This is a genomic window from Microbulbifer maximicatervae (SeqCode), from assembly GCF_052467325.1.
In genome coordinates this window covers 1,883,806-1,910,421 of the sequence record NZ_CP174310.1, presented here as the reverse complement: position 1 = coordinate 1,910,421, position 26,616 = coordinate 1,883,806, and the positions used below count along the sequence as shown (strand labels likewise).

The 26,616-nt window shown below is 48.9% G+C and carries 26 protein-coding genes; 19 read left to right on the top strand and 7 right to left on the bottom strand.

Features of this window, described 5'->3' with window-relative positions:
* The first annotated feature begins 27 nt into the window (after positions 1-27).
* Together ACJJIE_RS08635 and ACJJIE_RS08630 are read left to right on the top strand one after the other, a co-directional pair.
* Positions 28-2,754: a DEAD/DEAH box helicase gene (locus ACJJIE_RS08635; RefSeq protein ID WP_444894305.1), complete on the top strand. Its 2,727-nt coding sequence runs from the start codon at positions 28-30 to the stop codon at positions 2,752-2,754.
* Positions 2,755-2,839: 85 nt separating this feature from the next.
* The gene (locus tag ACJJIE_RS08630; protein ID WP_282933402.1) at positions 2,840-3,142 is read left to right on the top strand and encodes a hypothetical protein; all 303 of its coding nucleotides are present in this window, start codon (positions 2,840-2,842) and stop codon (positions 3,140-3,142) included.
* 123 nt (positions 3,143-3,265) lie between these two features.
* Here the strand turns inward: ACJJIE_RS08630 and ACJJIE_RS08625 are convergent, their stop codons facing one another.
* Positions 3,266-3,580 carry a DUF6471 domain-containing protein gene (locus ACJJIE_RS08625; RefSeq protein ID WP_108732688.1) on the bottom strand — a complete coding sequence of 105 codons (315 nt, stop codon included), beginning with the start codon at positions 3,578-3,580 and terminating at the stop codon, positions 3,266-3,268.
* 148 nt (positions 3,581-3,728) lie between these two features.
* Here ACJJIE_RS08625 and ACJJIE_RS08620 point away from each other — a divergent pair, with 148 nt between their 5' ends.
* The 7 genes from ACJJIE_RS08620 to ACJJIE_RS08590 are packed head-to-tail and all read left to right on the top strand — an operon-like array spanning position 3,729 to position 8,766.
* Positions 3,729-4,133, top strand: coding sequence for a DUF2170 family protein (locus ACJJIE_RS08620; protein ID WP_108732689.1), 405 nt, complete (start codon positions 3,729-3,731; stop codon positions 4,131-4,133).
* Positions 4,130-4,825 carry a PspA/IM30 family protein gene (locus ACJJIE_RS08615; RefSeq protein ID WP_282933401.1) on the top strand — a complete coding sequence of 232 codons (696 nt, stop codon included), beginning with the start codon at positions 4,130-4,132 and terminating at the stop codon, positions 4,823-4,825. Before ACJJIE_RS08620 ends, ACJJIE_RS08615 begins: the two co-directional genes overlap by 4 nt.
* Positions 4,826-4,829: 4 nt before the next feature.
* Positions 4,830-5,900: a potassium channel family protein gene (locus ACJJIE_RS08610; protein WP_413665197.1), complete on the top strand. Its 1,071-nt coding sequence runs from the start codon at positions 4,830-4,832 to the stop codon at positions 5,898-5,900.
* Entirely contained in the window at positions 5,885-6,538 is a 654-nt protein-coding gene (locus tag ACJJIE_RS08605; RefSeq protein ID WP_413665198.1) for a YjfK family protein, read from the top strand. The genes ACJJIE_RS08610 and ACJJIE_RS08605 overlap by 16 nt, the downstream gene beginning before the upstream one ends.
* Positions 6,539-6,552: 14 nt before the next feature.
* On the top strand, positions 6,553-6,969 hold the full coding sequence (locus tag ACJJIE_RS08600; protein ID WP_282933398.1) for a DUF350 domain-containing protein: 417 nt from the start codon (positions 6,553-6,555) through the stop codon (positions 6,967-6,969).
* Between the two features lie 12 nt (positions 6,970-6,981).
* Positions 6,982-7,596, top strand: a complete 615-nt coding sequence (locus ACJJIE_RS08595; RefSeq protein WP_282933397.1) for a DUF1190 domain-containing protein — start codon at positions 6,982-6,984, stop codon at positions 7,594-7,596.
* Positions 7,597-7,599: 3 nt separating this feature from the next.
* Positions 7,600-8,766, top strand: coding sequence for a glutathionylspermidine synthase family protein (locus tag ACJJIE_RS08590; RefSeq protein ID WP_444894304.1), 1,167 nt, complete (start codon positions 7,600-7,602; stop codon positions 8,764-8,766).
* A gap of 57 nt (positions 8,767-8,823) precedes the next feature.
* On the opposite strand, the gene ACJJIE_RS08585 is transcribed toward ACJJIE_RS08590, so the two are convergent.
* On the bottom strand, positions 8,824-9,456 hold the full coding sequence (locus tag ACJJIE_RS08585) for an acyloxyacyl hydrolase (protein WP_444894303.1): 633 nt from the start codon (positions 9,454-9,456) through the stop codon (positions 8,824-8,826).
* Between the two features lie 778 nt (positions 9,457-10,234).
* On the opposite strand from ACJJIE_RS08585, the gene ACJJIE_RS08580 reads away from it, so the two are divergent.
* The 3 genes from ACJJIE_RS08580 to ACJJIE_RS08570 all read left to right on the top strand — a co-directional run bounded on the left by ACJJIE_RS08580 (position 10,235) and on the right by ACJJIE_RS08570 (position 15,650).
* Complete coding sequence (locus ACJJIE_RS08580; protein WP_444894302.1) at positions 10,235-11,710, top strand: lytic polysaccharide monooxygenase; 1,476 nt, start codon at positions 10,235-10,237, stop codon at positions 11,708-11,710.
* 1,653 nt (positions 11,711-13,363) lie between these two features.
* A complete protein-coding gene (locus tag ACJJIE_RS08575; protein WP_282933392.1) occupies positions 13,364-14,986 on the top strand; it encodes a vanadium-dependent haloperoxidase in 1,623 nt (540 codons plus the stop codon).
* Positions 14,987-15,071: 85 nt separating this feature from the next.
* The gene (locus ACJJIE_RS08570) at positions 15,072-15,650 is read left to right on the top strand and encodes a hypothetical protein (RefSeq protein ID WP_444894301.1); all 579 of its coding nucleotides are present in this window, start codon (positions 15,072-15,074) and stop codon (positions 15,648-15,650) included.
* 281 nt (positions 15,651-15,931) lie between these two features.
* Here ACJJIE_RS08570 and ACJJIE_RS08565 read toward each other — a convergent pair whose 3' ends face one another.
* On the bottom strand, positions 15,932-17,545 hold the full coding sequence (locus ACJJIE_RS08565; protein ID WP_282933390.1) for a hybrid sensor histidine kinase/response regulator: 1,614 nt from the start codon (positions 17,543-17,545) through the stop codon (positions 15,932-15,934).
* A 331-nt stretch (positions 17,546-17,876) separates the two neighbouring features.
* On the opposite strand from ACJJIE_RS08565, the gene ACJJIE_RS08560 reads away from it, so the two are divergent.
* The 3 genes from ACJJIE_RS08560 (at position 17,877) to ACJJIE_RS08550 (ending at position 21,132) form a co-directional block, all read left to right on the top strand.
* The gene (locus ACJJIE_RS08560) at positions 17,877-19,289 is read left to right on the top strand and encodes an amidohydrolase (RefSeq protein WP_444894300.1); all 1,413 of its coding nucleotides are present in this window, start codon (positions 17,877-17,879) and stop codon (positions 19,287-19,289) included.
* Entirely contained in the window at positions 19,286-20,587 is a 1,302-nt protein-coding gene (locus tag ACJJIE_RS08555) for an amidohydrolase family protein (RefSeq protein WP_444894299.1), read from the top strand. The genes ACJJIE_RS08560 and ACJJIE_RS08555 overlap by 4 nt, the downstream gene beginning before the upstream one ends.
* Positions 20,588-20,736: 149 nt before the next feature.
* Entirely contained in the window at positions 20,737-21,132 is a 396-nt protein-coding gene (locus ACJJIE_RS08550) for an MAPEG family protein (RefSeq protein WP_108732703.1), read from the top strand.
* A gap of 84 nt (positions 21,133-21,216) precedes the next feature.
* Here ACJJIE_RS08550 and ACJJIE_RS08545 read toward each other — a convergent pair whose 3' ends face one another.
* The 3 genes from ACJJIE_RS08545 to ACJJIE_RS08535 form a co-directional block, all read right to left on the bottom strand.
* On the bottom strand, positions 21,217-21,516 hold the full coding sequence (locus ACJJIE_RS08545) for a YebG family protein (protein ID WP_108732704.1): 300 nt from the start codon (positions 21,514-21,516) through the stop codon (positions 21,217-21,219).
* 300 nt (positions 21,517-21,816) lie between these two features.
* Positions 21,817-22,434 carry a LysE family translocator gene (locus ACJJIE_RS08540; protein ID WP_282933387.1) on the bottom strand — a complete coding sequence of 206 codons (618 nt, stop codon included), beginning with the start codon at positions 22,432-22,434 and terminating at the stop codon, positions 21,817-21,819.
* Entirely contained in the window at positions 22,434-23,042 is a 609-nt protein-coding gene (locus ACJJIE_RS08535) for a DUF924 family protein (RefSeq protein ID WP_282933386.1), read from the bottom strand. The genes ACJJIE_RS08540 and ACJJIE_RS08535 overlap by 1 nt, the downstream gene beginning before the upstream one ends.
* A gap of 170 nt (positions 23,043-23,212) precedes the next feature.
* Here ACJJIE_RS08535 and ACJJIE_RS08530 point away from each other — a divergent pair, with 170 nt between their 5' ends.
* From ACJJIE_RS08530 to ACJJIE_RS08515, 4 genes are read left to right on the top strand one after another with little or no spacing between them, the layout of a single operon-like run.
* Positions 23,213-23,503: a hypothetical protein gene (locus ACJJIE_RS08530; protein ID WP_282933385.1), complete on the top strand. Its 291-nt coding sequence runs from the start codon at positions 23,213-23,215 to the stop codon at positions 23,501-23,503.
* A 60-nt stretch (positions 23,504-23,563) separates the two neighbouring features.
* Positions 23,564-24,358, top strand: a complete 795-nt coding sequence (locus tag ACJJIE_RS08525) for a DUF6249 domain-containing protein (protein ID WP_282933384.1) — start codon at positions 23,564-23,566, stop codon at positions 24,356-24,358.
* A gap of 11 nt (positions 24,359-24,369) precedes the next feature.
* A complete protein-coding gene (locus ACJJIE_RS08520; protein ID WP_282933383.1) occupies positions 24,370-24,924 on the top strand; it encodes an RNA polymerase sigma factor in 555 nt (184 codons plus the stop codon).
* Positions 24,917-25,291, top strand: a complete 375-nt coding sequence (locus ACJJIE_RS08515) for a hypothetical protein (RefSeq protein WP_282933382.1) — start codon at positions 24,917-24,919, stop codon at positions 25,289-25,291. The genes ACJJIE_RS08520 and ACJJIE_RS08515 overlap by 8 nt, the downstream gene beginning before the upstream one ends.
* A 140-nt stretch (positions 25,292-25,431) precedes the next feature.
* On the opposite strand, the gene ACJJIE_RS08510 is transcribed toward ACJJIE_RS08515, so the two are convergent.
* Positions 25,432-26,487 carry an alpha/beta hydrolase gene (locus ACJJIE_RS08510; protein ID WP_444894298.1) on the bottom strand — a complete coding sequence of 352 codons (1,056 nt, stop codon included), beginning with the start codon at positions 26,485-26,487 and terminating at the stop codon, positions 25,432-25,434.
* Positions 26,488-26,616: the final 129 nt, after the last annotated feature.

Genomic DNA, 26,616 nt, shown 5'->3' with positions numbered 1-26,616 from the left:
TTTGTTGTCCCCCAGGAGTTATTTGAAATGCAGCATCCCCCCAAGAAGTTAATCGAATACTTTCGGCGCTGCTATCAAGCTGACAGTTACGACCTCTCCCTCAACAATATTCTAAATCTCAAATCGAATCGTCGTCTGTTCTTGGATGAGCGGGACTACTTGGGGGCTGATGAGTTACCACGTGTTCCTATCTCCACTACTGCGGGAGCAAAACTGCTGGAACAAGTGGATGCTTACCGAAAGGAGCGGCGGCTGATTTATGGTTGCCTGTTTATTTGTGGTAACTACGCTCTCCAATCTGGACTAAGTGCAAAACGCAAGTTCTGTGCACCACTACTTTATTTTCCCGCCAAGCTACATTTTGATGAGGATTGTTTTGTAGAGATCAACTCTGCAAACATTCACGTTAATCTCCCTGTTTTGCGTCAACTGCTTAAACCTGATGTTGATTCCTCAATAACAGATAGTTTCCCAGTGCTTGCTTCGCCGCTTTCTTCGACACAGCTGGCTGACGTCGGTCGCTGGCTAACCCATTACACTATTTTGGAAAATGTAGAGGAATTGGGGCGCTGGCCTAACTTGAGTGGTAAGGCAGCTATTGAAAGTGCACTGAAGGGTGCTCAGTTGTCCTTGGTCTCGGCGGGTGCGGTAATTCTTGCGGATAGATCGAGGGGCTCTCGTGGAGTACTGCACGAATTACAACTTTTAGGCAGGGAAAAAAAATTATCTCCTCCGTTACAGGCATTACTGGGAGAGTGCCACTGGGAAACTGCACAGAAAGCGTGTGAGCCGGATATGCTGCCGGGTCTGTTGAGTGGGGCTCAGGAGAGGGCACTGGAAAATGCGGCTCGCTTTCCTCTTAGCCTTGTTTCAGGTCCGCCCGGTACGGGAAAGAGTTTTACGATCGCCGCTATGCTTCTTGATCGAGTGCTGCATGGTGAAAGTGTTTTGGTGGTATCGAAAAACCAGCAAGCACTGGATGTGGTGCGGGATAAGTTGCGAGATGAGTACGGGCTGACTCAGGGGTATGTACATCGAGAGGAGCGGGGTTTTATCCCCAGCTTGAAAGCTCATCTGGATAGGCTGCTGAAAGAGGGGGTGGAACTTCCAGAGAGAAAGCCTGCCCAGGTGAAGAGGGAACTGAAGAGGGCTTATCGAGCCTTGAGGGGCTTGGAGAAGCGCTTCTCCAAAGAGCTGGGATTGGCGCGCGCTGTTAGTGTAGGTCGGTTTGCTCAGTGGGTAGCACGACATGCCTGGAGCTTCTTTGCAAATCGATTGAGTGTTAAAAGTCTGTGGCAATCACAAGGTGCGATTGATGATTGTCGGCGCAACTTTGAAAGCCTGGCAAGTCAGTATTTGAATACTTATCGCCGCGATACATTGCACAGACTGCTGGAAAAGAATCGAAGTACCCTGAGCCAATTCAATCAAGCCTTGCGATCTCGAACTTCAAAAGTACAGGCGGAGCGCTTTGCCCAAACTGATATGCGGGTGGTAATGCAGGCGTTCCCCATATGGCTGGTGGAGGCAGATGAACTCAATGAAGTGCTGCCGTTATCGCCCGCCATGTTCGATTTGGTAGTCTTTGATGAGGCAACCCAGTGTGATATTGCGAGTTCACTGCCGGCTCTGTTTCGAGCTGAGCGGGCAGTGATTGTCGGTGACAGTAAACAACTGCGGCATGTTTCATTTCTTTCCCGCAACCGGCAGCAAAGTATCTGGCAGGGAGTGGTAAAAGATGCCGGGGTGCCGCCAAAACTGAGCTATAGGGATCAATCACTTTTGGATTTGGCTTCAGACGTGATTCCCACTCAACAAGCTGTTGTGATGCTGGATGAGCACTTTCGCAGCCATCCAGAGCTGATCGCATTCAGTAACCATGCTTTTTACTCCGGCCGCTTGAAAGTTATGCGGGCCAGGCCCAAACCATTACTGGGCTCGGCGTTAGAATTTTATCAACTGCCAGGGCGCCGGAGGAAAAATGGGAGAAACACCGTAGAGCGCGACTGGGTTATTGCGCAATTGAAAGCACATTTCGAGCGCTATGCCGATGCTGCAATTCGGCCGTCGGTCGGTGTTTTGTCTCCCTATCGGGATCAGGCTGATTATTTGGAAGGGGAGTTGATTAAGGTCTTCTCCTCGCAGAAGTTACAGAGTTTTTCTGTGCGCGTTGCCACGCCCTATGGTTTTCAAGGAGAGGAGCGAGATTTAATGCTTATCTCCATGGCTATTGATAGTCAATCGTTGCGGGCAGCCAGCTACTTAAACCGAGCGGATGTGTTTAATGTCGCAATTACCAGGGCAAAAGAAAAGCAGTTGGTTGCGTTGTCGATTGAGCCCCAAACTCTCCCTTCGGATCATCTCTTGCGTCAATATGTTGAGTTTCCATACTCCGTTGGCTGTCATTTGCAGGGTGATGAAATCGTATGTCGTTTTGCGAGTGAAGTTAGCCATTTATTAACCCAGCACGAAATTCCCCATTGGGTAGGCTTTCCTGTGGCTGGGCAGATTGTAGATGTGGTTTGTGCTGTGAGCGGGCGTTTTATCGGTATTGACCTGATTGGGTATCCTGGCGACTACGAGTCTTACTTTAGTGTAAAGGTCTACAAGGCATTGTATCGGGCGGGCATTCCGGTTTTTCCCCTGCCGTATATTAACTGGCTAAAAGACCGGCAGGGCTGCATCGAGCAATTATTGACGATTCTTAAGCAGGAAAAAGTGCCTGTATCTGAAGCTGCTATTCCTGAAGGTTAGTGCTGCTGTTTAGGGTTCAGGGATGAAAGTTACGCCGCAGCTGCTAGTCTTCAAGGAGGTTTGAGCAAAATTCCAGAGTAGATCTATGAAATCCTGGTTGCTGATTCTCTCCCTCTCGGTGGTTGCAATTGCCGGAGTGCAAGTTTCTTTGGCTGATCCCCAGCAGGTTCAAGGGGTGCGAAGTCCCACTTTAAGTTTCTGCCAGGCGCGGTTCTATGAGGAAGAGGACGGACGCCTCTACTGTAACTGGGCAGTCAATTTCAGGTATGCCTGCTTTGTTTGGTGGCCAACGAATAAGATTATTCCTGCGGGGGCCAAGCTTTCAGAGCCTGAGGTTGTCGGAAAGTGTGGTAATGGTGAGCCAGTCGTCAAATTGCATCACTACTAACTCACCTGTAAAGGAGCTGTGCAGGTGAGTCGTGGATACCCCGGTTCTTCAGCGGGTAAGCTTGATTACTGACGACGGAGTCAAAGTGTGATCGCGTGTACTGGTGTCCAAGGAGGTGGCGTGTTAGCTTTTCTCCTGCTCGGCATAGAGTCCTCGATCTTGCAGCTCACGGGCCTGTTTGAGGATTTCAAGCATGGCGCTGTCCTCCACCGACATGGCATCGATGATGGCTGCCAGCAGATCTGCTGAAAACATGCACTTGCTGACTTTGCTGCGCAGGTTTTCCGGTGTCATTGAAATTCCTCTCTCGGCCAGTGCTTGGGCGAGATCCCCGTAACGCATGCCCTTTAGTGCCATTGATGCGCGCACATAGCGAGCAATTGCCTGCTTGTAAGGGGTCAGCGCTTGCTGGTTGCTCAGGCTTTGCTTGTGGTCCATGGGCTCTACTCCGTCCTATTCACTATCACCAATGTGGTAAATATTATCTTTGTGTGTATTATTTGCAACATTAGTTTGTAATAAGTTATTGACCGCAGATTTTTTGGTGCTATATTTGTGACCAATATTCCACAGCGAGGGAGTTGAGATGACCTGGAACAATGAGAACCTGCGCCAATTGGCGGAAAACCACTCCGGATGGGTGGTCGAATCTGAGGGGGATTGCCTCAGTATTTCCAACGATGAAGGCGTCGATGCGTTTGTCTATGTTGGCGAGAAGCAGATAGTTGTAGAGAGCATTCTGTTTCCCGTGAGCCAGGTAGATGATGTGGCAGCGCTCAATGAAATGGTTCTGCAAACACATCAGCTGGTGCCCCTGACAGCCATTGCGATTAAGAATATTGGTGGTGAGAACTACTACGTCGCTTTCGGTGCTCTGTCGGTGTCCAGCAAGGACGAAGTTGTTATCGAGGAGGTTGAGACCCTGTTTTCCAATGTGGGTGACTTCCTGGATTTATTTGCCGATCATTTTGAAACGGAGGGTGTAGCATGAGCCTTAAGAGAATTTGGACTGCTTTGAAAGGCGCAGTTAACGAAGGAACAGAAGCAGTAGCGGATAGCCAATCGATTCGTATTCTTGACCAAGAATTACGCGAGGCGAAGGAAGAATTGAAAGCTTGCGATGAAAACCTGACCAAAATCATGGCGAAGCGCAAACTTACTGAGAGTAAGGTCCAAGCGCTGCAAGCCGACGTTGAAACCTATAGCACTCACGCAATCAACGCGAGTGAAAAGGGCGATAACGAACTCGCTCTTGAGTGTGCAGAGCGTGTTACCGAGCTGGAAAGCCAGCTGGAAACTGAGCGCAGCATCCTGGATGGATTCCTGAGTTCAGAGAGCACCCTGAAAGGTAATATTACCCAGGCAAAAACCAATGTGCGCCGTATGGAGCAGCAGATTGACCAGATCAAAGCGACTGAGTCTGTTCAAAAAGCACAGGTAGCGGTTTCTTCCCGCCACATGGGTGCGAACAGCAAGATCAAAACAGCGCTGGACAGCCTGGATCGCATCAAAAACAAGCAGGAGCAGCGTGCTGCTGAGCTTGAAGCTGCGGAAGAGCTGGCTTCAGAGGAAACCGGCTCCAGCCTGGATGCCAAGCTGAAAGCGGCGGGCATCAAGCCCGGCGGCCAGAAAAGTGGCAGCGATAAGTTGGCTCAACTGTTAGCGGGCCGCGAAAAGGCTTAACACAGTGCTGCTTTATCGAGTGCGACGCCTTCTGGCGTCGCTTTTCATTCGGGCCAATGTAACCACCATTCTCATAGCTGTAGGCAGCTATGTTTTCATCTCCTATTGGCTGCTCAAAATTGCCGGTGAAGCTGATATTGTCGCGGGCGAGAATTTCTTTTACTGGTTGGTCGTTACCGCATCGACAGTAGGTTACGGCGATTTCTCCCCGGTAACCCCTGAGGGTAAAGTCGTAGTTGCCGCTTGGGTGATCCCAGTGGGCCTCAGCCTGTTTGCCATGGTGGTCACAAGAATTGGCTTTGCGGTTTCAGAATTTGTGCATCGCGGCAAGAAGGGCTTGCGTATGACAAACCATATTGATCACACAGTAATTATCGGCTGGAACGGTACCAGAACGCTCCGCTTGATTGAGTTGCTACTCTCCAAAACAAACGGTAGCGCAGCAGAGATTGTCCTCTGTGTTGAAGCCGATATCGAAAATCCGATGCCGGGTAAGATTGATTTTGTCCGGGTGGAATCGTTTTCCCACGGGGAAGGTATGCAGAGGGCAGGGTTGGCCGATGCCGCTCGAATTATTATCGACAACCCTCTGGATGATGTAACCCTTACAACCGCCTTATTCTGCGACAAGCTCAGCCCGAACAGCCATAAAACGGCTTATTTCCAAGATGAAAATGTGGGTGAATTGCTCCGTGCCCACTGTCCCAATATTGAATGTATTCCCTCTGTCGCTGTAGAGATGTTGGCAAAATCCTCGCTTGACCCCGGTTCCGCAAGGTTGCACCGACAGTTGCTCGATAGCACTTACGGCATGACCCAATACAGCGTTGAATATCGGGGAGAGAAGCCTCTTCCTGTCGGTGAATTATTTGACCATTTTAAGCGGGATCTCTCCGCGACCTTAATTGCGGTACGTAGAAAGGGAGTGGTTAAAATTGACGTGAACCCGGGGCTTACCGATCAGGTCACCGAAGGCGACATGCTGTATTATATCTCTGCAAAGCGGCTCGATGAAAAAAGCTGTTTCGATATAAAAAGTAATGAAGAAGGTGTTGGTACATGTTTACCAAACTGATAAATAAAATAAAGGGAAAGGACGCTCCAAAGGTCAAGACTCCAGAAATTATGGGCTTGCGAATGGGGGCGAGTTTTGAGCTGGACCCTTTGGCTATTCGTCTGATACTCGATGAACTGACCATTGAATCCTGTTCACCGACCCAGATCATTAAAGCGGCCGGTGTTGTCGAATTAGATGGTACCTGGATTTATCGCTTTTACACTGATGATGATGCCTGGCTGCAAGTGATTGCTGAGGGCGGTCAGCGGGATGAGCATGTTGTCGATGTAAAGTTGTTCCATTTTTACGACACTCTGGATGTCGGTTCGGAGCAGGCTTGGAATAAATTGTTAAAGAGTGATATTGGCGCACCCAGTTATCACCTGCAGGATCGCTCTTATAGCCGTGTATGGACCGCAGCAGGGGATTACCACAACCCAGTGCATATGGCCGAGAAGACTTACGATGAAGATGGTGATTATTCAGTAACGGATCAATTCACCATGCTTTTCGAACGCGAATTGTCTGATCAGCAAACCGAATCCCTTTTTCTCTCAGCTGAAGAGAAAGAAGAGGATGCAGGCTACTTAAGCCGCAGCCTGGTGATTAGCACCGGCATTACTCTGACCCCCTCACAAATAACAATACACGGATAATAAGGAGATATTTAATGGACCAGCCTTATGATTTACTGACTGGTATCTTGCATTTTGCGGCCTACTTTGGCCTGTCGCTGGTACTTTTGATCGCGTTTAAATTTTTATACGCACTGGTGACGCCTCACGATGAGTGGAAGTTGATCCGCGAAGATAAGAATACGGCTGCCGCTATTGGTTTTGGTGGTGCTGTTTTGGGTTTTGCAATTGCCGTTGGTGGTGCTGCAAGTAACTCTATTTCTATTGTCGATTTCGCCATCTGGGCCTTGGTTGCATTGATCGCCCAGTTAATTGCTTTTGCCATTATCCGCTTTGGGTTTATGCCGCGTATTGTTGAGCGCATCGAAGATGGAGAGGTGAGTGCCGGTGTTATGTTGGCTGCAACTACAATCGCTGTTGGCGTATTGAATGCGGCTTGCATGAGCTACTAATTGGGGGTGGTAATGAAGCGTACCAAGAATATTAACCTGGCAAGGATGCGCAAGGGCGGTGGCTCCAATTTTTTACTGCGCCCACTTGCCTTAGGTGTAGCGGCTGCCCTGGTCGGTTGCTCCTCAGATGAGGAAGTTAAAGTTGTCTCTTCAGTAGATGACTGTGTGGCCAATACCCAGCTGGACGAAGCTCAATGTGAAGCAGCTTATCAGCGCGCGGTTGAGGAAGCGGAGCGCACCGGGCCCAAGTATTCCCGTCTCTCTCAGTGTGAGGCTGAGTTCGGTAGCTGCCAAGAGACCAGTAGCGGCGTCTGGATGCCTCTGATGGCGGGCTTTATGGTTGGCTCCATGCTCAATGACAGGGATCGCCACTATAACTATGGCTACTACAACCCGGTCTACCGCTATTCAGGTTCCCGTTACCGCGACAAGCTGATGACAGCTGACGGCGGCATCATTGGCGATTATGGCCGTTCATCTTATAAGGTGGATAAAAGCGCTACGGCGCCTAAGCCTAAAGTTACCAAAACTGTTTCCCGTGGAGGCTTTGGTGCAGTGGCATCGGCCAAATCCAACTGGGGAGGGGGTCGCTCCAGCAGTGGTGGTTCGCGCGGCTGGGGAGGTTGATTTGTGCTGAGGTTGCCGATTGGTGAGCGCCCGCGTTGGCAAGAGCGAGCGCAGGAGTTTGGGTTTCACTTCCATACCATGTATGGCGAACCCTACTGGGATGAAAGCGCCTACTATCAATTCTCTTTGGAGCAGATAGAAAAGCACATAGAAGATCCCACTGAAGAAATTCACCAGATGTGCCTGGATGTCGTTGCCCGTGTGCTAGAGGATGAGGAGTTGCTGAGGCGGTTCTGTATACCCGAGCAGCACTGGGACTTTGTGCGAACATCCTGGCGTAACGGCGACCCCAGTCTCTATTCTCGCCTGGACTTTGCCTATTCCGGACAGGGGCCGGCAAAGCTCTATGAGAACAATGCTGATACTCCCACTTCTCTGTATGAAACCGGCTTCTGGCAGTGGTTGTGGCTGCAGGACAATGTCGATCGCAGGTCTCTGCCGCTACAGTCTGATCAGTTCAATAGCCTGCAGGAAAAGCTGGTTAACCGCTTCCATGATTTACAGTTCCTGACCCCGGGGCGGGAGTTGCATTTCGCCTGCTGTAAAGATACGGAAGAGGACCGGGGCACGGTTCAATATTTACAGGATTGTGCCTCCGAAGCGGGGATCAATAATCATTTTGTCTTTATCGAAGATATTGGTCGGGATGAAGTGGGTCAGTTTACCGATTTGAATGATCAGGTAATTACCTGGATGTTTAAGCTGTACCCATGGGAATTTATGCTCCGCGAGGAGTTCGGGACCCTGTTGGCAGGAAGTAATGTCCGTTGGTTGGAACCGCCCTGGAAGGCGATTATTTCCAATAAGGCGCTTCTGCCAATGTTGTGGAAGCTTTTTCCAGAGCACCCGAATCTGCTTCCCTCTTTTTTTGAGGATGAGCTGGACAAGGCTGCGGATTTCCCGGAATTAGTTAAGAAGCCAATCTTTTCACGAGAAGGGGCGAATATTTCGGTAGTAAAAGGAGCGGATACCACTTTGCTATCCGATGGCCCCTATGGGCAAGAAGGATTTATCTATCAGGCTCTGCATCCTCTGCCCAAGTTTGGAAAGAACCATACCCTGGTGGGAAGCTGGCTCGTTGATGACTTGGCAGCGGGAATGTCCATCCGGGAAGATTCAAACCTGATTACCCAGGACATGAGCCGTTATCTGCCGCATATCATCCTCTAGGGCCCGCTAACGACTACAGGCGCTGACATCTAGCCGGCGCCCGCTCAATCCTCTTCTTTAAAAGTTATAGTGCAACCGCAGCTCAAAAAAATTCACTCCGGAATTTTCAGAACAGGTTCCTGCATTTGAGTAGTGCAGTGCGTAAGTTGTGACTCCCCAGCGGCGCTCACTCCCAAAGTCAGAGCCCAATCCAATTCGATCCTCAAACTGGAAATGACATCCCAGAGTTGTGTGATTTGTGTTTTTACTCACAATATTGGACTCAGTAATGTAACTGGCCCCCACGGAAAACTCGAAGTAGGGAAAGATAGGCTTGTCCCACTGGGGCAGGTACTCAAGCCTCCATACCGGACTCACTGACATACCGTGAACTAAATCCTCTCCCCGTTTGGAGACGTCTGGATCGCTATCGTCCAGGCTGGAGTGCCATTCAAAGTAACTGGTCTCCAGTCGTGTTTTGAGCGTCCATTTTTCAGCAAGGGACCACTGCCAGGGCAGGTCCTTGGATATGGCAAGGCGATATTGGGTGAGCTCGTTGCGACGATTGGAAAATCCCGGGCCGGCTCCAACAATTGCAGCCCACCGTTTATCCGGGTTTTTTGCCGTTTCAGCCAAAGACCAGGCTGGAAGCAAAAGAGAAGAGCATAACAGACACAGGCCGAGCCTGCGGATAATCAAGTACAACATCATCCCTGATCCTACCTTTCCTACTACGAATGGTGACTACAAGAAAATGATTGGTTAGGGAAACTCAAAATCATCCGGGTTCTTTTCCAGTGTAGACAGAGGTGAGCGAATATAGGTCTTTTATCCCAGTGGTAATTTACTAATAGGAATAATTTACTGGTCTGCAGTTGTATTTGTTGCCAGGAAAACACTTGCAGTGACAGTTTAAAAAAAGCGGTGACAGTGATAGTTCTCTGATTTGTAAAGAGGTCTTTTTCTCAGGATGAAATACGTGTTCGTAGGTTGGGGTAGCTGCCAATTTCCGCCCTGCTGGCAACTTTTGCGGGTAGGTAATATCGAGAGATTTATGGTTTTAAGGCAGTCAGGCTTATCTGTTTTGAATTGTAATAGGGGGTTGTTCGTGAGAGAGGGGTGTCACCTATTGATAATTAATGAGTGTGGGGGCTTGTATTAAGTTAAAAATCGTCTGTGAAATTTCTCATCCTGTTAAAGGTTTGCCTGTTCTCTATTTTAGGAGTCTCTGTAGTTTTTTCGTCCTATTTTTTAATCGATTATTTTTTCTTGAAAAAAAATACCCCTTAATATTATTTTCAAGGGAAAATGGTGCACTGGTGATCTTCTGAAGTTTGTAAATTTATATCAATAATTGTCAGGAACCGTGCTGTTAAGTAGCGGTCCATAATTCTGTCGCCAACATTACACATCGAATATGTGTATTGAGGATAAGGACCTGGTTCAGCTGGGGAAGGAGGTTGGACGAAATTGAATAACAGGCATAGATATGATTTTACGAAAAACCAAACTAGCATCTGCAATTAAACTACCTGTATTAAATAGTGCCCTGATGGCAATAGCACTGGCCGGTATGAGTTCAAATGCACTTAGCCATGGCTATGTAGAGGCCGCTGATGGTGGCGTTGCATCCGCTCGTGGAACCTTGTGCAAATATGCTCTCGATACGGGAGAGATGAATGTTGACTGCGGTGCTGTTCAATGGGAACCGCAAAGTATAGAAGGGGATGAAGGTTTCCCTGAAAGTGGTCCTGCTGATGGGCAGATAGCCAGTGCAGGAGATAGCTCTTGGTCAGAATTAAATGAGCAGTCCTCTGATCGCTGGGTTAAGAATTATATTAGCTCCGGTTGGCAAACTTTTAAATGGCGCTTTACCGCCAATCATGTAACCCGGGACTGGAAATATTACATTACCAAAGAAGGTTGGAATCCAAATGCGGTTTTAACCCGCGATCAATTTGATTTGGATCCATTCTGTGAGGTTGATGGCAACTATGAGCAGCCTGCGGTCAATACGACACACGAGTGTCAGGTGCCAGAACGTGAAGGCTACCACGTAATTCTTGCAGTTTGGGATGTAGGTGATACGGTTAATGCCTTCTATAACGTTATCGATGTCGAGTTTGATGGTGATAATGTTGTCAATACTGACTGGAGTGTTGCAGGCACTATTAATCCAACTCAAGATTTAAATGTGGGCGATAAAGTTTATACTCGTGTATTTGATAGCTCCGGTGAAAACTCCTCATATTCTACTGTCCTGGAAATTGCTTCAGATGAGCAGGGTATCGCTGAAAACTGGTCTCACGACTTGGCTGAGCTGATTAACCAGGAACAGAGTAGCATCCGCGCCGGTGATTACGATGGAAGCAGTAGTTTTGAGCCTCTATATGGCATCAACAGTATCTACTTGTTAGAAGGTAGCAGTTTAGAGAGTGTTGAAATTGGATATGAGCTTATCCAAGACCAGGATGATGACTCTACCGATGACGACAATAATTCCAGTGACGATAATTCGGATAATAGTGGAGACAATGGCGACTCTGGAAATTCCGGAAACTCTAGTTGTGAAGCGTTTGTCCAGCAGTATGGTGGTGATCCAGGCTACTCGATTGGCGACGTAGTTATCTATGACAATGTTGCTTATGAATCTACACATGAGCCAAACTGGTGGTCGCCGAGTGCTGCACCGCAATTCTGGAATGAAACTACCTGCGATGGCTCCGATGGTGGTTCAGACGATAGCTCTGATAACGGCTCCGATGACAGCTCTGATAGTAATAGTGGAGACGATAGCTCCGCAGTTTCCTGCCCTGAGTTCAATCAACCCTACGCGGGAGATAGCGCTTACCAGGTTGGCGATAGAGTGACCTTCGGTGGCCAGGTCTATATCTCAACCTATGGACCAAACTGGTGGTCTCCATCTGCTGCTCCGCAGTTTTGGGAAGAGAGCTCCTGTCAGTAACTAGCAAATTCAATCACCTACCTTTTGGTAGGTGATTGAACTGGGTTCAATCTAAGAGCATGGTTTCCTGAAGTTGGAAAGATTTATTAACCTATCTGGTGTATTACTTCTTGTGATACACCAATCTCGCTCTCTCCTGTTAGATGAACAGGCTTATTTCCCCACTCCTAATCAGCTCTCTGCTCCTGGGTTGAGATAATCAAGTGTTGTTAGTGGATGGCTCCATGAACAATGATCAATCTCCATTTCTGCACTATGTCCGCTTTATTGGGTCAAAAATGGCTCAATAGTTAGCTTGCACGCCTGATGTTTTATCTCCATATCGGTATTTTCGATCGAATAATACCGTCTAGCTATGGAGCTATAAATAAGTAATAGCAATTGCTTTTTTAGGCTTGGTTATTGAAGTTCTGGATTATATCGTCTGTCATTCCAAGTAAAATTTAGTTGAGTAGATAGAGTGTTTCAGGGGCAATAGTTGCTGAAACTGGAAAATAAACTATTTGCCTAGTCTAAGTGTTGATCTAAAAGTCTAACTGTCTGCATGGAAAGTTGTTAATCCCTTAAGCGGTGTTTACATTGGGTCATAGTGAATGTGCAATGTATTTTATTATTTTACTGCCTTAATAGCGTGATAGTGGAGGGTGCTTCTATAGGTTCTGTATGTGTGTGATCTCAAGAGTATATTTCTCATAGCACTGTCTGTGAATTGTCATCTACTGGCAATTTAATTGTTTCGAATGCTCAGGGCCTTGCGTATGACGACTTTGTTTTTGTTGTGCTGACTATGATTTTCGCGTTTAGATGTTAATTGTAGTTACGTATTTATTAATATTTTTTAGTATTGGGTTTTTGGTTGGGAATTGGTTGTGGAAGTTTTTCTTGTGGTGGGAAATTCCACTGGTTTGAATTTAACGGGTGTGTAAATTTATGAAAATAATTGTCAGGAACCGTGTTGATAAACCGTGGTCTATAGATTTGTAATAATTATTATATTCGAGGTTTGCCTCGCCAGGTAATACTAACTTGTTTCAAATGGGGAAATTAGACAAGGTTGAATAACAGGTAAAGAGATGAATTTACAAAAATCCAAACTAGCATCGGTAGTCAATCAATCCGTTTTTATGTGCTTGCTTAAGGCTGGAGTATTTTTCGAGGTTAGATCAAAGACTTTTAGTCGTAGTGATGAAGAGGCTGCCGATGGGTAAATTGTCGGTGCGGGAAACAGCGTCTGATCGCTAATTTTAAAATCATATTCGCTCTGATTGAAAAACCTTTATCTAGCACTTTTATACAGGTCCATTGTCCGCAATTTGTTGAGAAAATGGTCTCCCTTAGTAGCAGGAAATGGGAGGGCGAGCCGTATTCAGCTTGGCTCAGCATCTAAGAAATAACTACCTGATAAGAGAATCATTTTGATGTTTGGCCTTCTCTTCATTATCGGCGCCATGTCTATAGGGATGTATGAAATTAATCGATATGAAGCGGTAGGGATCAACATAGGGGGCAGGTTTGTAGTTTGCAAGCAGAGACTTGCGAGAAATATTACTCGGCATGATTTCTACAGCCTGATGCGATTTACGAAAGCATACTTACGGCCACTGATAGATGTACTGATTCAGCGCGCCCTTTAATATCTAAGGACGTAATACAATGAACCATATCTTTTTAAAAACATCAGCCTGCTTTTTAGCAGCCGGCTTATTACTGGCAACGGATGTTGTACAGGCTCAGAAGACGAAGGGTAAGCAGCCCAAGGGACAAACCAGTGCTTATCTAGGAGAAACCAGCCGATCAACTCTTTCCAAAGGTGTACTTGATCGGCTTGAGCGGACATCGGGGAAGTCTGGTGAGCTTAATAGACCTAGAGATCGTGTTGTATTTTGGTTTAACACGATGCTCGACTCATCGGCTATCGATCATACTCCCGACCCTGATACCGGTGAAGTGGATTTCTACCAGGGGGGGCCTACCCGGTCCAGTCGCGCATTCGCCATCGTACAAACTGCTGTGTTTGACGCTCTGAACGCCTTTGACGGTAAATACCAACCTTATAATGATCTCGGTGTGCTCGACACCAGAGATGCATCCAAAGATGCAGCTATCGCTTACGCCGCTTACGAAACCTTGCGCGCACTCTACCCCGATCAGGCAGAGCGATTGCAGGAATTACTGCAATCCGACCTCGACCAGTCAAGAGATAGTGCCGAAAGAATTGCCAAGGGCCAAGTGATCGGCGAAGCCGCCGCTGCGGCCATGCTCGCGGTGCGAAGCAACGATAAGGCCGACCACTTGGAGCCCGCTTATGGTGAGGGCGGTGCTGTCGCGGATGGGGATGACACCTATCACTCTACTTCGGTCAACACGGGTGCTACGGTACCGGGAGAATGGCAGCCAGATCCTGTGGACCCAGTTGGGCACGACTCCGTGGCCCTCGGAGCCTATTGGGGCAGTGTGACACCTTTTTCACTGAGTTCAGGTGATCAATTCCGCAGTCCGATTCCGCCTACAATTACGTCAGAGGAATATGCCGAAGCCTATGAGGAAGTGGCGGCCCTCGGCGGGTCCCCAGCCAATACTATTACCCCATCGACATCCACAGCAGAGACACGATTTATCGGGAATTACTGGGGATATGACGGCGTACCGTTATTGGGCATTCCCCCGAGACTATATAACCTTATCGCCCTGCAGGCAGCACTGGATAACAAAGTCGAGAATGAGCTGGATCTGGCCCGGTATTTTGCTTTGATCAATGTGGGGCTGGCGGATTCTGGTATCGCTGCGTGGGACAGTAAATACTATTATAATTACTGGAGACCGGTTACCGGTATTCGCATCGATGACGACAACCCATCGACCTTGCAGGATGAGCAATGGTTGCCGGTAGGGGTGTCAGTCATCAATACCACCATTGCGATTAGGCCAACACCGCCGTTCCCCTCCTACCCATCGGGTCATGCTACCTTCGGTGCTTCCACCTTCGAGATTATGCGCAGTATGTTTGGAGACCAGCCCTTTACTTTTGTATCGGAAGAATACAATGGGGAAGGCTTCGACCCTTTCACGCCGGATACACCGAGGCCTTTGGTACCTGTCCGTTTTGAATCCTATACCGCCGCTCAACAGGAAAATGGCCTCAGCCGCATTTATAACGGAGTGCACTGGGACTTTGACAATATTGCAGGCCAAGTCATGGGCGAGCAGATCGCGCAGAATTTAATGAACAACGTCGAAGCATTTAGCCTGATTAGTAGATCAAGGGCTCGCAGGTAAACGATTTTTACGCTATGAGCTAAATTCTCGCTCTCCATCAGGTGCCGCTCCGTAAGGGGCGGCCACACCAAAGGTAACTCACCGTATGAATAGCAAACGATATATTGCAGTGGCAGTGTTCGGAATAATCGCTTTTGGGTTTTTAGCTACGCACACACTCATAGAGCCAGTCGAAAACGAGAAGGTCTGGGTAGGTGAACAGGAGTCGGCACCGGATGTTGAAAGCGTTATCCACCCCGCAAAAACACCCGCTTCAGTGGCACTGGCTAGCAATGACATTAAGGCTGCATTCGAGCGGGATACTGTTATCAAGTTGAACAGTATTGTTCGTCGTTCCCTGACTACTATTCGTAAGTATGATGCTGAGATAAAGGCCGTCCGAGCGGAGAGTCTTGCGGCGACTCAAGACCGGGTTGATGGGCAGCAAGTGGCATCTGCGAAGGCGAGTCTCGCCAAGCTGCAGGAGTGGGATTTGGAAGCATCCAGGGCTCTCAAGGATATGAACGCAGCCGTTGAGGAGCTTGAGGCAAGTGGAGAGCACTATAACGCAGCAATTTTAGCGGGCATGGTACGCTTCGTGGAGGCTGTGTCCACTGAAATAGGAGACGAGCATACCAAGCTGACAAGATTGGTAGGGAAGGGGACCGTAGCGGCAAAATTGTGACATACCACTAAGAAAGCATCGGCTTGAAAATTATCGAGATTGTACTGAGCGGGAAGATGATGACATATCGATTGATTTTGGTTGGGGAGCTGCAAGCGCTAAAGTTATAGGAAGTTCCGCTTGAGCTGCTTTTGGGTAGCCTTATCCTGATTACTTTATCACTTCACTTTTTACAGCGAATTATCATAGAGGTCATTCCATAAGCCAACTAACTGGTATCTGAACTCTGTGGCGTAGTTGTTAGCTAGGCTGGTCGCGGCGATTCAGATAGAATTTTTTTGTTACCTGGGTAAAGTTATTTTTCCGCTGGTAATCATCTCTTCAATCTTTTTACTGAGACGCTCGAACGTAAATGGTTTCTGAATGCAATCCAGAACCCCGTCAGAAATTACTTCCTGAACTTTACTATCCACGCTGTAACCGGTGGAAAGAATAGCTTTCACTTCGGGGTTAATCCGTTTTAAAAAAGCGAACAATTCTTGCCCATCCATGCCTGGCATAATCATATCCAGTAGGACCAAATCTACTTCATCACTATATTTTCGGTAGTAAGTTATTGCCTGCTCCGCCGTCGCAAAGGTAACGACGTTGTGGCCGTTCATTTCGAACAGGGCTTTAGAGTAGGTGCGGACAATTGCCTCATCGTCGACAACCATAATGCGCAACTTGCGCTCGCGAGCCAGTTTCTTGGCCTGGTAAGTTCTCTTTTTGACTGGGGGCTTGGAAATTGGCAGGTATAGCTTAAAGCAGCTGCCAATTCCCTCACGGCTCTGACACTGTATAGCGCCCTTATGTAAATGAATGGTGCCGTGCACTGCGGCAAGGCCCAGTCCAGCACCACGTCCACTTTCCTTGGTGGTGAAAAATGGTTCAAAAATACGACGCCGCACTTCGTCAGACATGCCAGTGCCGCTATCGGTAATTGTTATTAAAAGATATTGACCCGGTTGAACTTCAAAATCAGCGATAGAAGCTGATCTTTCAATGGTGATATTACTTGTTACAAAACTCAGTGAACCACCGCAGGGCATGGCATCCTTGGCATTGATCCCAATATTCAGTAGGGCGCTCTTAAGTTGAGCGGGATCACCTACGATATGTGGGCGACTTGCATTTAACTGCTGCTCAATTTCGATTCTACGATCAATTGTGCGGGTCAGCATGGCGCAAACATCACGAATAATTTCGTGAGTATTACAGTCCTTAAGTTGGTAATTTCCTTTTCGAGCGAAGGTAAGCAGCTGCTTGGTAAGCTCTGCCGCATGCCGGGCTGTCGTTAATATATGATTGGTATACTCATTGATACGGGCATCAGTGGATATTTGTCGAATAACTTCAGCATAACCATTGATACCATGAATCATATTATTGAAATCGTGGGCAATTCCACCAGCAAGCTCACCGATGGCTTGCATTTTTTGAGCTTGTCGAAGCTCTTCTTCCAGTAATCGTTGTTTAGTGATGTCCGAGCCAATGCTGAGAATTCCCGCAGGATTGCCTTTTTCATCTGAAATGATTTTATTGGTCCAGGCGATCCATATACGCTTACCGCTTTTGGTAACGTTTTCATTAATATTGTAACGGTGTTCCTCTGGGGATTGGCAAATACGCTCTATCAATTGTCGTAGATCTCGGCCGCTTGTCTCGCTAGCAGGGACAATTGTGCCAATTAAATGTCTGCCAATTATCTCGGCTTCTGTATAGCCAAATAACTGTTGAGCGTACTCGTTAAAGGATGTGATACGACCGTGTTGATCGCAGCGCATAATGATCGAATTGGCATGTTCAACCAGCTCCCGATAACGTTCCTCACTTTTACGCAAGGCTTCATAGACTTGAGTTGAGTCTTTATCCGAATTGGTAGCAATCGATGGGGAGAGCGGAAAAATGGGCATGTTGTTTTCCTTGATCACCTATTTTTCCTCCTGAATGCGGCGGCCTGTTTTCCCGCCAGAAATTCCACCATGAAGATGTTCAAAAGTATATAGGCAGGGCGGTGTATTTTGACCGTATAGACATTCTTTGTTGACTGGCTGTTCTTTTTAGTTCGTTATGTCATCCCGTGTATTTTCGCGTTGCAGTAGCGATGCTTGCAGGCTGCTATGAATACTTTTGTGAGGGGGTATTTGTTTATTGCCGGTCATTTGTGACAAATTGGGTAGTGGCTCTGTCGGTACAAACTGGTAGCATTCACCGCCAATATTCAAAACAATTGGATGAATGACTATGCAGCTGCAATCCCGAATTCTCGGGCGCAGTATCGCGGCTCTATTAGGTGCCTCGCTACTGCTGTCCGCATGCGGAGAGAAGCGTGTTGACAGCGAACCGAGATCCCTCGATTTCGCTCGTGTGGACGCCTTCCCCTCCACTTATTCTGTAACTCAGTCCCGCCCTGTGTTGATTCAGGGAGCTACCCTGCTTACCGGCACTGGGGAGCAGCAAGAAAATGCGGACCTGTTGTTTGAAAATGGCAAGATCAAGGAGATCGGTAAGGGGTTGCAGGCCCCCGAAGGCGCCTTGATTGTCGATGGCAACGGTAAGTGGGTCACTCCCGGCATTATCGATGTGCATTCTCACCTGGGTGATTATCCAGCTCCAGGGATCGAATCTGCCCAGGATGGCAATGAGATGACCTCGCCAAACACTGCCCAGGTTTGGTCGGAGCACTCTGTCTGGACCCAAGACCCCCAGTTTCCCTTGGCTCTTGCCGGAGGTGTAACAACCCTGCAAATCTTGCCGGGCTCGGCCAACTTGTTTGGTGGCCGCAGTGTCACCCTGAAAAATGTACCCGGCCGCAGTGTCCAGGATATGAAATTCCCCGGCGCTCCCTACGGTTTGAAAATGGCCTGTGGTGAAAACCCCAAGCGGGTTTACGGTGGCAAAGGTAGCTCCCCCTCAACTCGAATGGGTAACGTAGCCGGCTATCGCGATGCCTGGATTAAAGCGAGTGCCTACAAGCAGGAGTGGGAGGATTACGTTGAGAACGGAGGGGATGAGCCCAAGCGCGACCTGCAGATGGAAACTCTGGCGGGCGTACTCAATGGCGATATTCTCGTTCACAACCATTGCTACCGCGGTGAGGAAATGGCGGTGATGATGGACGTTGCCAAGGAGTTTGATTTCAAAATTTCCACTTTCCACCACGCAGTGGAAGCTTACAAGGTTGCTGACCTGCTGGCTGAAAACAATGTCTGTGCGGCAATGTGGGCTGATTGGTGGGGCTTTAAGCATGAGGCCTACGATATGACCGAGGCCAATATCGCCATTGTGGATCAAGCCAAAGCCTGCGCAATGATTCACTCGGACTCCGGTGTTGGCGTACAGCATTTGCACGAGGAGACCGCGAAGGCAATGACTGCAGGCCAGCGTGCGGGCTTCGATATTCAGCCCAAGGATGCAGTGGTTTGGATGACCTTGAACCCCGCCAAGGCTCTGGGTATTGCCGATCAAACTGGCAGCCTTGAGAGCGGCAAGATGGCGGATATCGTTGTTTGGTCCGGCAGCCCCTTCAGTGTTTACACCCATGTAGATCAAGTTTTCATCGATGGGGAATTGATGTTCGATCGCGCGGACAAGAAACGTCAGCCACGCACCGATTTCGAGTTGGGTATTCTCGATGCAGAGGGAGAGCGACTGTGAGAAAAGTAGCTGTTTATTGTGTGCTGGCCCTGGGGTTGATGTCAGCCACTGGCCAGGCAGAGACCATCCTGATCAAGGGTGGCAAGGTACACACCCTGGCGGGGCAGGGCAGCCTGGAGTCCGCAGATATTCTGGTTGTGGATGGCAAGGTCCAACGGGTGGCCCCCTCTCTGGAGGTGACTGCAGATCAGGTAATTGATGCGCGCAACAAGGTGGTGACGCCCGGTGTGATAGCGCCCATTTCTGAACTGGGGTTGGTCGAGATTAGTGCGGCCAGTGCCACCAACGATCACCAAGTGACCGGTGACAGTATCGGTAGCGCCTTCAATCCGGTACCTGCTTACAACCCTAAGTCCACCCTGATCCCATTCAACCGGGCGGGTGGAGTCACCAGTGCCGTTGTTTCACCGGGAATCAGCACTTGGGACAGCGGTGCTATCGATGCTCAGCAGATATTTGCAGGGCGCAGTTTTGCTATCAAGTTGAATGGTGAATTTGATAGCGTCAAAGTAAAGAATGTTGCGCAAAAAGCTTATCTGGGAGAGTCCGGTGGTGAATTGGCCGGCGGCAGCCGTGCCAATGCTTATGCCAAGGTGGAGAACGCTCTGCGTGAAGCTCAGGAGTATCGTGATAATCGTGCAGCAATTCACCGTGGAGAGTGGCGAGAGCTGGATTACGATCTGGCAGATCTGCAAGCTCTGCAGCCGGTGATCGATGGTAAGGAGCCTTTAATGGTAACTGCCAACCGTGCCAGCGATATTCTTGCTGTACTGGAGCTGGCTAAAGCCTACAAGGTGAAGCTCATCATTGTCGGTGCAGCAGAAGGTTGGATGGTTGCAGACAAACTGGCACAGGCCCAGGTGCCTGTAGTCATAGATGCGATCAACAATATTCCGGCTTCATTTTCCAGTTTGGGGGCGCGGCTGGACAATGCTGCGATTCTGACCAAAGCTGGGGTAAAGGTAGCAATCAGTGGGCCCGATTATGTGGCGACTCACAATGTCTACCTTTCCCGTCAGTCCGCCGGAAATGCTGTAGCCAATGGCTTGCCCTACGAGGAGGCCCTAAAAGCGATCAGTAGTAATGTTGCTGAGATTTTTAATCTTGAGGGCGGTACGTTGGAGCAGGGCGCGGTTGCGGATATTGTGATCTGGAGCGGTGATCCCCTGGAAGTTACCAGCTACGCTGAGCAGGTCCTGATTGAGGGTGAGAATCAATCTCTGGTGAATCGCTCAACGCGCCTCAGAGATCGACACCTCAAGCCCGCAAAGGGCCATGAATTTGGTTACAAGCACTAAGATGCAAAGAGCGGGCTTCTAGCCCGCTTTTCTTTTCCCGTCTACCTATTGGTCTGAATGGTCCATTGGATTGTGCAGGATTTGTGTGGCGGAATACTCGCTTTCGGGGATATATTCCCTGGCCTGATTGATAAGAACAAGGAAAAAACATGGCGAATATCACAGCACTCTACACCGGCCTTTGTGCGCTTCTGATTATTTACTTGGCATTCAGGGTAGTCGAGTTTCGTCGCACAAAGAAAGTGGGAATTGGAACCGGAGATGATCGTTTCAATGAGATTAGGGTGCGAGTTCACGCTAATGCGATTGAGTACACTCCGATAGCGCTGCTTCTGTTGCTGGCTGCAGAATTGGGTGGTTTGCCCGCACTGTGGTTACACCTCTTTGGGGCGCTCTTTTTTATCTCACGGGTATTTCATGCCTATGGACTGACCAAGGGCAAAGGCGGGCTGCACTTTGGACGCTTCTGGGGAACTTTAATCAGCTGGGTCGTTATCGTTGTGTTGGCGGTCATTAACATTGTTAATGCCGTAATTAATCTTTGAAGTTTATTGGTGAGGCTCAGTATGAGCCCCACGCAAAAAAGCCCGGTAGAACCGGGCAGAGTACAGGGATGAATCTATAAGCGTTTACTGATTGGCGGCGAGCGGGGTTACGCGATCATCTTCGCTCTCCTGCACCATGTTTTCGTCTTCTTCGAGTAGTACTTCAGGCTTCCCTTTACAGGCTTTAGCCAGGGCATCGCGGCGTTTGGCCAACAGCAGGCCGATCTCTTCGCCCACTTGCTCATCAATGCTGTCGATGTGGCGCTCAATCAGCGACGTGATATTAGCTGCGAGCTCCAGCATCTTATCGTGTTCTTCAGCGTCTTTTTTGTTGTCGAACATTGCTCCGTCTCTATCGCATTTCCAAACAGCTACTACGGCCATCGTGTGCCTCCCAATCGTCTATTAGACTGTCCACTTAGTTTGTATGCCGCTACCCTAACTGTATAAATATTCAGTGTCAACGATGCGGTGAAGAAAGGGCCCTATGCGGTCAAAAGACCAGCAGGTGCGATGATTGGTCCGCCATTAAGCGTGAACACTGTCATAATGTGCATACAGCCAGACGCATTCCCCCCGGGGCGACTGGCTGTCTTCACATCATTTAACAGGCCCGCTTGCGGGCCTGTTTTTTATTTGGGTGTGGTGAACTGAGGTAGTGAAGCTTTCTGCAGGCCTGTGGCTTTAGATGCTAAGGATCAGCCGGGCAGCCAGTCCTATCAGTAAGATCCCGAAAACCTGTTGGATGCGATGGCCAATATGCTTGCTGACCAGCTGGCGTTTACGGCTGGCGTGAACCGCCAGGGCAACGATGCAGTACCAAATTGCATCCACTCCTGAAACCAGCGCTGCCATGCCCAGCTTGGTGCTCAGGGCTTGCTGTTCTGACACAAACTGGCTGAATAGGGCGGTGAAAAATACGGCGATCTTGGGGTTGAAGAAGGCAACACCAAAACCTTGAGCGATAGAGCGCTTCAGGCTCTGGTGTGGAGGTTGTACGGTTGCAGTACTGGTACCCGGTGCGGGGGCACTGAGGGCTTTCCAGCCCAGGTAGACCAGCATTGCTGCACCGGCCCACTGCAGAATGTTAAATAGAAGAGGAGAGCTAGTAATCAGCACCGCCAGGCCAAATGCGGTAAGAATTGCGTATATAGCGACCCCGGCTCCGTGAGCAATAGCACTGGCCAGGCCTTGTTGTAGGCCTGAGGAGGCGCTGCGTAAGACGATAAGAAGACTTGGTCCCGGTGACATGGCACCGAGGGCACAGATCCCTGCGAGAGATAACCAACTGAGTAAATCCATTATTTAAAGCCGCCCCCTTGAGCCAGCCATTCTTTTTCTGCTTGAGTGGAAGTGCGACCCAAAGCCGCATTGCGGTGAGGGAAGCGCCCAAATCGCTCGATGACCTCTTGATGGGCAAGGGCGTATCGATAATGAGTGTCGAGATAGGGCGAGGCAATTTTGTCTTCTGCGAAGGTTTGCTGCAACTGTCGAAAGTAGTCTACCGAGTGTTGCTGGGTCACGAGGTCTTCGCTGTGCTCTAGCGGCATGCCCAGGAATACCTGCTGGTAGAGCCCAAGATTCGGGGCCTCTCCGCGCTGAATCAGCGACATTGTAATTGCCAGAGCTTGGGAGTCTGCAGCGAACGCCTGGCGGGTGCCCCGGTAAATGTTTCTGGATAGTTGGTCACATACCAGTAGCAAGGCGAGTTCGCCTTTCAAAGTTTGCTGCCAATGGTCCAGCTCTCCACGCTGCGCTGACTCGGCAATAGCTCCAAACCTTGTCTTGATGTCGGCGTCCACTTCCGGAGTAGCGGCAAACCATAAACCCTGCTTCTCCGCAGCAATAGAGTTGCCACGAATATCAGTGCTGCCAAACCAAAAAACCAGGACATCATCAGGGGTTGTCATATCGAAGTTCTCATTCCGTATTGTGTTCCGAGTTTATCCGATCGTTCCAGCCCAGTGATGACCATTAGAAGGTGGTTCCAAGTGTTGGCGTAAAAAAAAATATACAGCTGCATCCAACTGGGCTCCACGAATCGTCATAGTGGCGTGCAAGGGAAAAACGGGAGATCACAATGTTTACTGCGAGATCAACTAAAAAGGTACAATTTTGCGTCGCGCTATCTCTAATAGTTGCGGCTCTGCAAGTGGGTCAGGTTAATGCCTCCGAGCTGACGCTTTCCCAGGATGGGATTCACCGAGAGCTCACACAGAAAATTGATCAGCAAATACTTAGGAAGCTTGGTGAGTGCACTGATAAGAGTGAGAAGGTTAGCCGGCTAACTCCTGTGCGTATTGCTGAGGAAAAGGAGCCCCGAGGAGGAATGGCTTACCCCTACTCCAAGGCTCGAATGATGGTGATGTAGGTCACCTCCCCCCAACGACGGTTTACACCACTGATAACGAAAATGATTAGAGAGTAAGTAATGAGAGCGAGAAATAAACAATCATTCCAGGCAGTCATCTGCTGTTGGGTGGCCATTGCGGCATCCAGCATAAGCATGGGCAGCTGGGCCCAGGAGGAGGACTCATTTGTCCCAGAGCCCCCGCCGCCGCCAGGTGTGGAGGCCTCCGAATCTGAAACCCGCGTCCGTATATTGCGTGAGGATGGTGTTCTCACGATCAAATCCGAAGGCGAGAATGGTGAGAAAAGTGAGGTTCGGGTTGACTTGGGGCAGGAATTTGGCGGCCCCCTAAGCCAGGAAATTATTGAACGGCTGAAAAGCAAGGGCATTCTGGATGTAGACGGCAAGGTTACTGAAGATACCCTGAATAGCGTACCGGACAATGTCAGAATCAGGTTATCGGAAAGTCGTGACTACCGGGGTAGGCACTGGGATCACCATGACTCACACCACTCTGGAAGTGACGACTCATCTGTAATCCCAATAGTAGCGCTGCTCTGTGTATTTGGCATGCCAGTGTTTATTGTCTGGTTGGTAACGCGCAGCAGCTATCGCAAGAAACAACTGGTTATGAGTAATATCAACCAGATGGTTGCTGATGGTCGGGATGTGCCCCCGGAGCTAATTGATCTTTTGGATGAGAGAGAGCCAAATAGCTCCAGTGATCGCGGTATCACTCTGATCGCAATAGGCGCTGCAGTATTCATCTCACTCTCAGCCCTTGCGGGTATTGGAGTAGGCAGTCTCGGCTTGATCCCTCTGTTTATCGGTGTGGCTCGCTATGTGAACTGGAAGCTTGATAACAAGCAGGTGTAGGAAAGGCGAGTATGGACCTCAATGACGAGGAATTAATCAGGCGGGCCGTCAAAGACGGGGACCAGCGGGCATACGCCCAGCTGGTTCGTCGCTATCAATCTCAGCTGCGATACTCGCTCCGACAGCTGTGTGATGGTGACCAGGGTCTGGCAGACGATATGGCGCAGGAGGCCTTTATTAAGGCCTATAAGGCGTTGCCGGCGTTCAGGGGGGATGCCCGCTTCAGCACCTGGCTGTACCGTATCGCCTATAATCTCGTCATGAGCCACAAGCGTAAGAATATGCCCGATGTGGATCAAGAGGCAGTGGATAGGGCTCAGGCCGATGAGGCTATTGAAGAATCCCGGCAGTTAGGGATGGCTAGGGACCTCACTGCCGCGATGGATACCCTGAGTGGCCCGCAACGGCAAGCAATCCATCTGTGTATGCACAGGGGCTTTTCTCACGAGGAGGCGGCAAGTATTATGAAATTGCCGCTTGGTACGGTAAAATCCCATGTCAACCGTGCTCGGGCTAAGCTGCGTAGCTTGCTACAGCCCTGGCGTGAGGAGGTGGTAAATGGTTAACTTTGAACAGCGCAACACGAAAGGTAACGCCTTGAGTGAAATGGCATTAGAGGGCAACGACCGGGAGTTTGACGCCTGGCTAAGTGAACAGCTCCAGTTCAATGAGCCCCATTTGGATAACGATGGTTTTTGTGACCGCGTGATGGCCGCGCTCCCTGCACAGCCTAAACGCTCAAAGCGTCGTTCCAGTTACTCTCAGTATATCGCGGTAGCAGCTGCCTTAGGGATCATTGCCTGGCAGTTCCCTTTCAGTGAGGTAGTTGCCGAGATGGCCAAGCAATCCATTAGCTTGTATAGCTTGGTAGGTGTTGGACTTTTATCTTCTTTAGCGGTAATGACCGGTGGCATTTTCGCCGCACGCCGCTAACGAGAGCCTGCCTTTATAGAAGCCCGCACCTAAATCATGATAGGGCGGGTAGCTTCCTTTTTTACTCTGTAAACTTTCCGATAAGTTTTAGTGGGCTCGCTTCACATTGAGAGTGTGTCTGGCCTTCGAGCTGATTTTTGTCAGCCTTTGCAGCGAGCGTGCTCTTCAGCCTGGTTGCACATCTCTTTCAATATGGTTTCCCCTGCCTCTTCATAGCCATTGTTCAGCAGGTAGTCTGCTGTTTCGACTGTGGCATCGACCCCGCCCGAAATTTCTTTAATGGTGTATGCGATATGGAGTTTTAATTCGCTAGCTGCGTTTTCAGAGTTGGAAATGGCATGGTGGGCCATCAAGCGCTGCAGGGTATTGGTGGGAATAACTACTTTGAAGCCAAATTTATCTGATAAATTATGGTAGTGGTTTGTCAGTCCATCAAACCCACTTACCTTAATTTCGTAAGTAGGTTCCCACCCTGTAAAGGTGTGTTGAAGGGCAAATTGCATAGAGTGATGTTTAGTCGTTCTGTGGGATTGCTCTGGGAATTTCTGGAAGGTAAAGGTTGCACCCGGTACATTTGCGAGAGCTTGGCTCAATTCGTCAAATGGGACTTGCATATGACTCCCCTCGTTAGCGATGGTCACGGTCAGCGGGGAAAGCTCTTTGAGTTGTTTAGGTGCTAAATTGGAAACTCGCCCGGTTATATATTTATCCTCTAATGATGGGCTAAACGCAAAGTACTGTGAAAATGGTGCTTTGTCGTTTAGCCAGTAGTCCAGTACGAAGCGGCCAGAGTTGGAGTGCCCAGACAAAATACTAAAATCTGCGGTTCGATAGTTTGTATTGACATAGGGCACAACTTCGTCCGCTAGGAACTGAGAAAATACTGTCAATTTACCTTGATCCGGGCGCAACTCCTTACCCATTCCCTCTACACCAATCACGATAAAATTGGGCACTTGGCCTTCAAGTAAATCGATAGTAGACAAAGTAGAAAGCATGTCCCACTGAGCATGTAATACGTAGAGCACGGGATATTCTTTGTCATTATCCTTATATTGTTCGGGAAGTTTCACCAAGATGGTTCGGTTTTCACCAAGGAAATCTGATTTGATTTCCGTCTTTTGTGCGAGAATAAAATCTGAAGCATTTGCTATCAGCGAACAAACACTTATCAAGGCTAAAAATAGAACTCTCATTTTCCACTCTCCATGTAGGTATTATTTTAGGGTGTAATACTAAAGTTCGGGTTAAATTAACCAGCTAAAACTGGCTGAAGAAAGCTGCTTTTGCCTACTTGTCAGGTATTTTCAGTAGAGGGTACTCGT